Genomic DNA, 8052 nt, shown 5'->3' on the forward strand with positions numbered 1-8052 from the left:
CGCAAGGATGATTGCGCACGTCGTCTTCGCTATTACTGGGACCGGCAGACCGAAGAGCTAATGCGGCTTATCGCGCGTCGCTGGTCGCGGCCCGAACAGTTCCGCCTTTTCAGCATCAATGTCGTGCGGGCGATCACAAACCGCCGCGCCAACACATATCGCATCCAGCCCCGCCGCGTGTTCTCCGGCGTGGATCAAGCCGCAATGGACGCGCTCTATCGCGACATGAACGCCGATGCCGTGTTCAAGAAGGCATCGCGCTATGTGAAGCTGTGCAAGACGGCCATGCTGCAAGTCGGCTTTCACGAGGCGACCGACACGCCGACGCTCAACGTCATCACCCCCAACGTGCTGGACGTGCTTTATAGCGACCCGGAGCACCCGGAGCGGGTTATCGTTACCCACGGTGCGACCCGCGCAGAAGACGTGACCTATTCAGACTGGACGGCCAACGGCTTCCGCCACCTGAACTATCGCGGCGCGCCCCGCCGCATCGACGGGAACCCTGGCAACACGAATCCGTACGGCGTTCTGCCTTTCGTGCCGCTGTTTGACCGGCTCCCCGATGACCAGTTCTTTCTTCCTGGCGGCGATGACCTGATCGAAGCGCAGGACGCTTTAAACGTCGCCCTGGCCAACCTGTGGCGATCTGTTGAGACCCAAGCCCACGGCCAAGCATGGGCGACGGGCATTAGCGCCAACGAAGTTCTGCAGTTCGGACCCGACCGCGCCATTGCGCTTCCCCACGGCGCACAGTTCGGCTTCGCCAGCCCCAACTCTCCGATTGCATCGATCCTTTCGGCAATCGAGTTCGTGCTGCGCCAGACCGCTGCAACACACGGCGTTGGCTCTGACGTGTTCGATCTTTCGAAGGTGGCGGAGTCTGGCAGCGCCAAGCACGCCGGTCGCATTGAGCTTCGTGAAGAACGCCTGGACGACGCCGCACAATGGCGGATTGCAGAAGCCCGTTTGTTCGCGGTGCTCAAGGCAGTGGTCAACACGCACCGCCCTGGCACGATCCCCGATGACGCGACCCTGGCCGTGGATTTTGCCGAACTTCAAGACAGCCTCACCGAAGCCGAGCAACTCGCCAACACGCGTGAGAAAATCGAGCTTGGCCTGTGGTCGCAAGCCGACGCGCTGATGGCCCTCAACCCTGACGGCTTCCCCGACCGCGCCGCCGCAATGCGCGAACTTCTCTCCCGACGCGACGAGTCCGCCTCGCTCGCGCTGCCCCTGTAGGAACCGACATGGAAGACGAAACCCCGACCCCCGATCCCGCCGCCGCTGAACTCGCAACCTTGAAGGCGCAGCTCGCAGAGACCGCCAGCACGGTGCTTGCCGGCGTGCCCGAGCACCTGCGGGGCTTGATCCCTGAAAGCCTTTCCCCGGCTGATCAGCTCGCTTGGTTCCACAATGCCAAAGCTACCGGCGTTTTCGACGCCAAGCCCGCTGTGCCTGCGACTGACACTGGCAAGCCGGCGATCACCCCCAACGAACCCAATCCCGCATCCCTGCCGGTCTACGCCCGCATGGCCGCTGGCTACCGCAAGTAACAGAATAAGAGAGGATACCTGTAAGTGCTTACGATCAACGAATGGGCAAAGCTGAATCCCGACCCGCTCACCTCCGGCGTTGTCGAGATTTTTGCTCGCGAGAACCCGGTGCTTGCCACGCTGCCCTTCATCAACATTGCTGGCAACGCCTATACCTACAACCGCGAACAGACACTTCCTGGCGTGGCTTTCCGTGGCTTCAATGAAGGCTACGTGGAGTCGACCGGCGTTATCAACCCGCTGACCGAGACGCTGACGATCCTCGGCGGCGACTCCGACTTTGATGTTGCCCAGATCGCAATGCAGACGGGCGACAATGACACGCGCGCCATTCACGATGGACTCGCGGCCAAAGCCGCGACCCTGACGTGGCTGCGCACGTTCTTCGACGGCAACACCGCTACCAACCCCAAAGAGTTAGATGGCCTGAACCGCCGTCTCGCTGGCGAGCAGGTGCTGACTGCCGGCGCGAACGGCAACGTGCTCACGCTCGAAATGCTCGACGAGCTGGTGGACGCTGTGCGCGGCACCCCGTCGCTGTTGCTCATGAACAAGACCATCCGCCGGAAAGCCCGCCAGCTCGCCCGTTCCGTTAATGCTCTGACGATCAGCACCGATCAGTTGGGCCGCGAGCTGGACGGGTACGCTGGCGTGCCGTTCGGGCTCATCGAAGAAGACGAGACCGGAGCGGACATTCTGGCGTTCGACGAGACTCAGGGCACCGCGAACAACACGTCCAGCATCTATGCTGTCCGGTTCGGCGCCGACACCATGCACGGCATTCAGACGAAGCCCATTGAAGCGCGTGACCTTGGTGAAGTCGATGACAAGCCGGCGCTGCGCACCCGTACCGAGTGGTACTCGGGTTTCGTGATCAAGCATCCGAAGTCCGCTGCCCGCCTCAAGGGCGTGAAGGCCGCATAAGTTTCCCCCGGCGGGCAAGTGAAGCGTCCCACACTATCCGATGCGCTGGAAAGGGTGCCCGCCGCGCACATCGGAGTGGGAAGGGGCCGGAGCTTGCTCCGGTGCAGGATTATTCGGCGAGTGCCTGCGCAACAAAACCCCGAAAGCCAGCGGCATCAAACTCCGAGGTGCGTGGCTGGCAGATCCACTTCCAAGGTGCCCGATGCTTGCTGACCTTCTGCCCCTCATGACTGACACAGTGCGCCAGCAACATGCTGGCAAGCGCGACGTGTTCGGAAAGCTCCAGAGCAGCACGACAACCGAACACCGCGCCCGCGTCGTCTACAGCCCCGGCAGAGTGCTCGGGCCGGCTTCGCGTGAAGACATGCCCAACGCCACCGCAACCGTGTGGCTGATCGATCACCCGCACGCCGTCACCATCGGCAGCACTTTCGAGGTGCCCCAAGGCGAAGCGCTCAAGGTTGTCCGCCTTGAACGTCGCACGCTTCCCGATGGCGTTCTAACCAAGGTATATTTGACGTGACCGACCCGCTGCCCACCTGGACGACCATTGCCGGCGTGAACTCCTACTTGAGCCTGGAGGATGCCGAAGCAATCGCCGCAACCCGCCTGTTTACCGGCTCCTGGAACAGCGCAACTGAAGAGACCCGATCAAAGGCGCTGATCACTGCAACGGCGTTGCTAGATCGCATGCGCTGGCAGGGCGGACCATCCGCACCGACACAGCCGCTTGCGTGGCCTCGCGTCCCCGAGCGCTGCCCCGCCGGCTATCCTTTGGTTGTAGAGACGCCTGCCGCGATCCTGACTGCCTGTGTCGAGCTTGCCATTCACTTGCTCACGCAAGGGCAGCACGCCGGTGCGCCAGTCATGCAGCGGATGCTTGGCGACAGCATCACTATGTATTTCCCAACGATTGCCGACGAACTTCCCAAACACGTCCGCCGGCTCATCGAACCGCACTTGCGCGCGTCGTCTGCCAATGTCGCGGAGGTGAAGCTATGAGCGACCATATCGACCAGCTCACCGCCAGCCACGAGACCGAGCTGCAAGAGACAATCGACGCGGCGCTGGATCACGCTGACTCAACGATCAACTGGCATGCAGTCAGCGCGAACATGGCCGCAGCCGACGAAGACGGCGCGACCGACCACGAGCGCAATCAGCTTGCTTTGCTTCTCGACACAGACGAGCCGGAAGAGGGCGCGCTTGCCGCTGCCCTGGACACCGCTGCGCTCGCGTCGTTCTTCGCTGCCATCCTGGCTCTTGCCGGAGCGCAGGCCGGCCACGTCGCCAACACCAACGGCGCCGATGCCGTGACCGCGCGCAATACAGCAATCCAATCCTTTCGCGCCGGTTACCTCTCCGAGAACACCGCTGCCGTCCGCGCAACCGCTGAACGCATGCTTTCTGCCTCCGGCGATCCCGACAGCCGCGCTGCACAGATCCGGCGCGTCATGGGCCTTTCGCGGAATCAAGCACGCTCGCTTAACACGATCCGCGACGCATTGGTGCTGCACGTTGCCGAGCCCCGGCTGGAAGCTGCCGACATACTCGCCCCGCTTGCCGGCAACATCACCGCGGGCCAGCGCCAGATGCTTGTTAAGGCGATCCACCAAGGCACCAATGCTAAGCAAGCCGAAGCCATCCTGGACCGCCACGCCAAGGCCCTGCGCAACGCGCGCACCAAAGCTGTTGCCGGCAATGCTGCGCACCAGATCGCAGAATCCGCCAAGCTAACGGGTTGGCAGATCGCACAAGCCTTCGGCGCGCTACCCGCCAACCAACGCCGATACTGGCGCACCGCTGGCGATGAGCGTGTCCGCGTGTCCCATGCTCAAGTTCCCGGCATGAACCCTAACGGCGTACCGCTTGATCAGCCTTTCGCCACACCACTAGGCCCATGCTTCACGCCGCCCCTGGAGCATGGATGCCGTTGCAAGGCGACATTGAAGCCATCAACATGAGGCACCTGCCGCTCATATCCAACTTGCATGCTGATGACGACTCTTCCGAGGCAGAGCTGCCAGAGTTGCGCTTGTTTCAGGCTGTGATCATTAACGCCTTGCAGGAAGCCGTAGGCAAGAGCGCCGCACCGGATCCTCACGCGATCATCGACGCGCGCCGATGGTTCCATGATGCCGACCGCGACTTTCACGAAGTCTGTGCATGGGCGGACGTGGACCCAATAGCCATGCGTAGCGCAGCCCTTGCGATCATTGCGCAGGCAGACGCAGAACCAGGGCGCAGGCTCTGGAAGATCGTGAATGCCATGGCAGAAAGGGCGCTCGCAGCATGACCGACCTGGACGCTTTTGCAAACGAACCGCTGATCATCGGCGGGCGAAAGATCGATGGCCGCACGACCGAAGCCAAGCGCTTCCGAACCCTTGCCAGCGACCTTGCCGGCCAGCTCCAGCGCAACCCGTCTGGCTCCGACCGGCTGTTGCTTCTGAACGCCGCCACGCTGGCAACGCTGTGCGAGCGCTTCACGGCTGACCTGCTAGAGGGCAAGCCAATCGAGGAAGAACCCTATCGCCGGAACGTCGCTGCTTTAAGTGCTGTGCTGATCAAGCTCGGCATGGCTGCACACAGCCGCGACATAACCAAGCGCGACAAGGCCGGAGCCGATGATTTCGGCGCTGCGCTGATAGAGGCGAATGCGTCATGCACGAACGGCTAGAAGCTCGGTAAGCTGCGCGCGTCCCCGCTCGGTTAAGACGATCCCCTTACCAGGGCCACCCGCTACCGAGACGTGATCCAGATACTTAATAAGCCCCAACGCGAACAGCTGGTTTTCGACCATTGCAACATCGGTTGAAAAAACGCGTGGTGTCGCTTGGATCTGCTTTACCTCTTTAGCCAACGTGTGGATGCCCCCCGCCACATCATTTCTAGAACCGGCAGAGAGAAACGAGGGAGCTATGGCTTTAAACAACTCCTCCCATGTGGCGACGAAGCTTGACGAATGCTCCGTAGGAAATCCGCCGTGATATACGTTGTAGTGATACCGTAACGTCACTTGCGTGGAGAGCGGCGCTAAGTTATCGATCTTAGGTGTTTGGCTTCGCTTAATCTCCGTTAAACTTTGACGTAGCGCTTCGTTTTCGTTTCGAAGTGAATTGATTTGCGTAAGAAGATCTTCGCTTGCTACTGCATCGCCCCTTATCCAACCTACTGCTGGATATTCTTGTGTAGCGCGGGCAATGGACTTGACTACCATTGTGTCTAGGTTTTCCCTGGTAGTCCATTGCCTTACTAGGCGGCCAGACATGACCTTATCGCGAAACTGATCGAGATTTTCTACAAGGCGAGGCGCAGTATCGCTCTTGCCTACGGGGATCATGGATGCGTCTCCATGTACGAACGCGAGCACGACCTTGCCGGTCTCCACAGCGTAATCATATTCTCTCTCAGTGAAGCTGACACCTTCCTCATCTAAGGAGCCATACCGACCTCCCATGATGAGCACGTAATAGTCGCACTCATCAATGACCTTCTTGATGTAAGAGAGTTGTTCAGTATCAGCGGCGGGGAAAAGCTCCATGCCTGCCGGAATGTGCCCGAGGTCTAGAATGCTTCGTATGGCATCCTGGCGTTCGTCAGCGAGATCCCGAAAGGTGGACGAAACGAAGATCTGATACTTTTTTTGCATGCCGCGCCCGTTCAGAGTATGGAAGCAACTGCTTTCAATCACCTGTTTCCCAGGTCAATAGAAGCGCTGAGAGTATGCACGGCATTGTGCATCGCGAAGGTCTCGGCAAAGAAGCCGAGATGGTAGACCTTCCCAGCGCAAGCGAGATCACTAAGCTGACTGGCTTATTGGCTCCAGGCATCATGATCCTATGGGTGCGCGACCGCTTCCGAGATACGGTGCCGCCTAAGCTCACCGATAAGACAGTGAGCTACGCCGTGGTATCCGTTGCCTACAGCGCGGCGGCATACCCGCTATTCCACGTTGATGGTGGCCTAGAGTTGCCCCCCTGGCTCTGGCAGCTCACCCTCTTTTTCATGTTGCCCCTGCTAGTTGGGTTCGCTCTGGTGTACTTCGACCAGTCAGAGCGCTTCTACTCGCTCACCGAAAGACTGGGGCTACGCCCGGTCCATCACACGCCGACCGCTTGGGACTACACCTTCCGCAAACGCCCACAGTCGTTTGTTCTCGTACATCTGAATGACGGGACGGTGATCGCTGGAGCATGGGTGGAAGGCTCCTTCGCATCATCAATCACCGGCGATAGAGATGTGTTCATATCACAGATGTGGCAAGTTGGGGAGAATGGGTCATGGACCATTGTTGATCCGCCCTGACCTGACCCCCTGATTTTCCTCCACGCTCGATTAGAGTCCGGTCCATGGAAGGACGGACGAGATGAAGCGTAAGAGGTTTTCAGAAGAGCAGATCATCGGCGTGCTGAAGGAAGCCGAGGCAGGGGCGAAGACCGCAGACCTGGCACGCCGGCACGGGGTGTCGGAAGCGACGATCTACAACTGGAAGTCGAAGTATGGCGGGCTCGAGGTATCCGAGGCTCGGCGGCTGAAGGCACTCGAGGACGAGAACGCGAAGCTCAAGCGGCTGCTGGCCGATGCGATGCTGGACCAGGCTGCGCTGAAGGATCTTCTGTCAAAAAAGTGGTGACGCCCGCCGCCAAGCGGGAAGCTGTGGCTCATCTCCGGGCCTGCCACGGGATGAGCGAGCGGCGGGCGTGCCGTGTCGTTGGTGCCGATCGCAAGGGCGTGCGCTACCGCTCGACGCGGGCCGACGATGCCGAATTGAGAGAGAAGCTGCGCGAGCTGGCGAACCAACGCCGGCGGTTCGGCTATCGCAGGCTGCATATCCTGCTGCGCCGGGAGGGCGTGATGATCAACCGGAAGAAGACCCAGCGGATCTATCGGGAGGAAGGACTGGCTGTCAGGCGGCGGCGCAGCCGCAGACGTGCGATCGGCGCGAGGGCGCCGGCACCGGTTCTGGCCCTGCCGAACCAACGCTGGAGCCTGGACTTCGTGCACGACCAGATGGCGTCGGGCCGGCGGTTCCGTGTGCTCAACGTCGTCGATGACGTGACCAGGGAGTGCCTGGCAGCGGTGCCGGACACGTCGATCTCCGGGCGCCGGGTGGTGCGCGAGCTGACCGAGCTGATCGCGAAGCGTGGCAAGCCGGGGATGATCGTCAGCGATAACGGCACGGAACTGACCTCCAACGCCGTGCTGGCATGGTGCGGGGAAATTGGCGTGGAGTGGCACTACATCGCGCCCGGCAAGCCGATGCAGAACGGCTATGTCGAGAGCTTCAACGGCCGCATGCGCGATGAGCTGCTCAATGAGACGCTCTTCCTCAGCCTCGATCACGCCCGCGCCGAGATCGCCGCGTGGGTGGAAGACTACAACCGGGAGAGGCCGCACTCGGCCCTTGGATACGACACCCCGGCGGCGTTCGCCGCCGAACTGCAACAGCAATGGCCTGCTCCGCTACGCCCTACGGGCTCCGCTGCGCAGCCCATTGCTTCAACCGCGCTCATGCGCAAAACAACCGCCCGGCTCTAATCCCAGCTGGAGGAAAGCTGGGGGTCAGGTCA

11 protein-coding genes are annotated in these 8052 nt (G+C 61.1%); 10 read left to right on the top strand and 1 reads right to left on the bottom strand.

What is annotated here, in order from left to right:
* Positions 1 to 60: 60 nt before the first annotated feature.
* From ABUH87_RS02755 to ABUH87_RS02790, 8 genes are all read left to right on the top strand, one after another.
* Entirely contained in the window at positions 61 to 1242 is a 1182-nt protein-coding gene (locus ABUH87_RS02755; protein WP_367769103.1) for a hypothetical protein, read from the top strand.
* A gap of 8 nt (positions 1243 to 1250) precedes the next feature.
* Positions 1251 to 1556 (top strand): hypothetical protein, encoded by a 306-nt coding sequence (locus ABUH87_RS02760; protein ID WP_367769106.1) that lies wholly within the window; start codon positions 1251 to 1253, stop codon positions 1554 to 1556.
* A gap of 24 nt (positions 1557 to 1580) precedes the next feature.
* Positions 1581 to 2480 carry a major capsid protein gene (locus tag ABUH87_RS02765; RefSeq protein WP_367769109.1) on the top strand — a complete coding sequence of 300 codons (900 nt, stop codon included), beginning with the start codon at positions 1581 to 1583 and terminating at the stop codon, positions 2478 to 2480.
* A 202-nt stretch (positions 2481 to 2682) separates the two neighbouring features.
* Positions 2683 to 3003 carry a hypothetical protein gene (locus ABUH87_RS02770; RefSeq protein WP_367769112.1) on the top strand — a complete coding sequence of 107 codons (321 nt, stop codon included), beginning with the start codon at positions 2683 to 2685 and terminating at the stop codon, positions 3001 to 3003.
* The gene (locus ABUH87_RS02775; protein ID WP_367769116.1) at positions 3000 to 3482 is read left to right on the top strand and encodes a DnaT-like ssDNA-binding protein; all 483 of its coding nucleotides are present in this window, start codon (positions 3000 to 3002) and stop codon (positions 3480 to 3482) included. The genes ABUH87_RS02770 and ABUH87_RS02775 overlap by 4 nt, the downstream gene beginning before the upstream one ends.
* Complete coding sequence (locus ABUH87_RS02780; RefSeq protein ID WP_367769119.1) at positions 3479 to 4444, top strand: phage minor head protein; 966 nt, start codon at positions 3479 to 3481, stop codon at positions 4442 to 4444. The genes ABUH87_RS02775 and ABUH87_RS02780 overlap by 4 nt, the downstream gene beginning before the upstream one ends.
* Positions 4408 to 4776, top strand: a complete 369-nt coding sequence (locus tag ABUH87_RS02785) for a hypothetical protein (RefSeq protein ID WP_367769122.1) — start codon at positions 4408 to 4410, stop codon at positions 4774 to 4776. Before ABUH87_RS02780 ends, ABUH87_RS02785 begins: the two co-directional genes overlap by 37 nt.
* Positions 4773 to 5159, top strand: a complete 387-nt coding sequence (locus tag ABUH87_RS02790) for a hypothetical protein (protein WP_367769125.1) — start codon at positions 4773 to 4775, stop codon at positions 5157 to 5159. Before ABUH87_RS02785 ends, ABUH87_RS02790 begins: the two co-directional genes overlap by 4 nt.
* Here the strand turns inward: ABUH87_RS02790 and ABUH87_RS02795 are convergent.
* On the bottom strand, positions 5142 to 6173 hold the full coding sequence (locus ABUH87_RS02795) for a DUF4062 domain-containing protein (RefSeq protein WP_367769128.1): 1032 nt from the start codon (positions 6171 to 6173) through the stop codon (positions 5142 to 5144). The two genes, ABUH87_RS02790 and ABUH87_RS02795, sit on opposite strands and share 18 nt — an antisense overlap.
* A gap of 32 nt (positions 6174 to 6205) precedes the next feature.
* Between ABUH87_RS02795 and ABUH87_RS02800 the strand changes: the two genes are divergently transcribed.
* Both ABUH87_RS02800 and ABUH87_RS02805 read left to right on the top strand, forming a co-directional pair.
* Positions 6206 to 6787 carry a DUF6338 family protein gene (locus ABUH87_RS02800; RefSeq protein ID WP_367769132.1) on the top strand — a complete coding sequence of 194 codons (582 nt, stop codon included), beginning with the start codon at positions 6206 to 6208 and terminating at the stop codon, positions 6785 to 6787.
* 61 nt (positions 6788 to 6848) lie between these two features.
* Positions 6849 to 8020 (top strand): IS3 family transposase gene (locus tag ABUH87_RS02805; RefSeq protein WP_367769135.1). Its coding sequence is split into 2 segments (ribosomal slippage): positions 6849 to 7101 and positions 7101 to 8020, totalling 1173 coding nucleotides; the frame shifts between segments, so codons are not numbered across the junction.
* Positions 8021 to 8052 lie beyond the last annotated feature (32 nt).

The sequence above is a fragment of the Novosphingobium rhizovicinum genome (genome assembly GCF_040813635.1).
In the GTDB taxonomy this organism is placed as follows: Bacteria; Pseudomonadota; Alphaproteobacteria; order Sphingomonadales; family Sphingomonadaceae; genus Novosphingobium; species Novosphingobium rhizovicinum.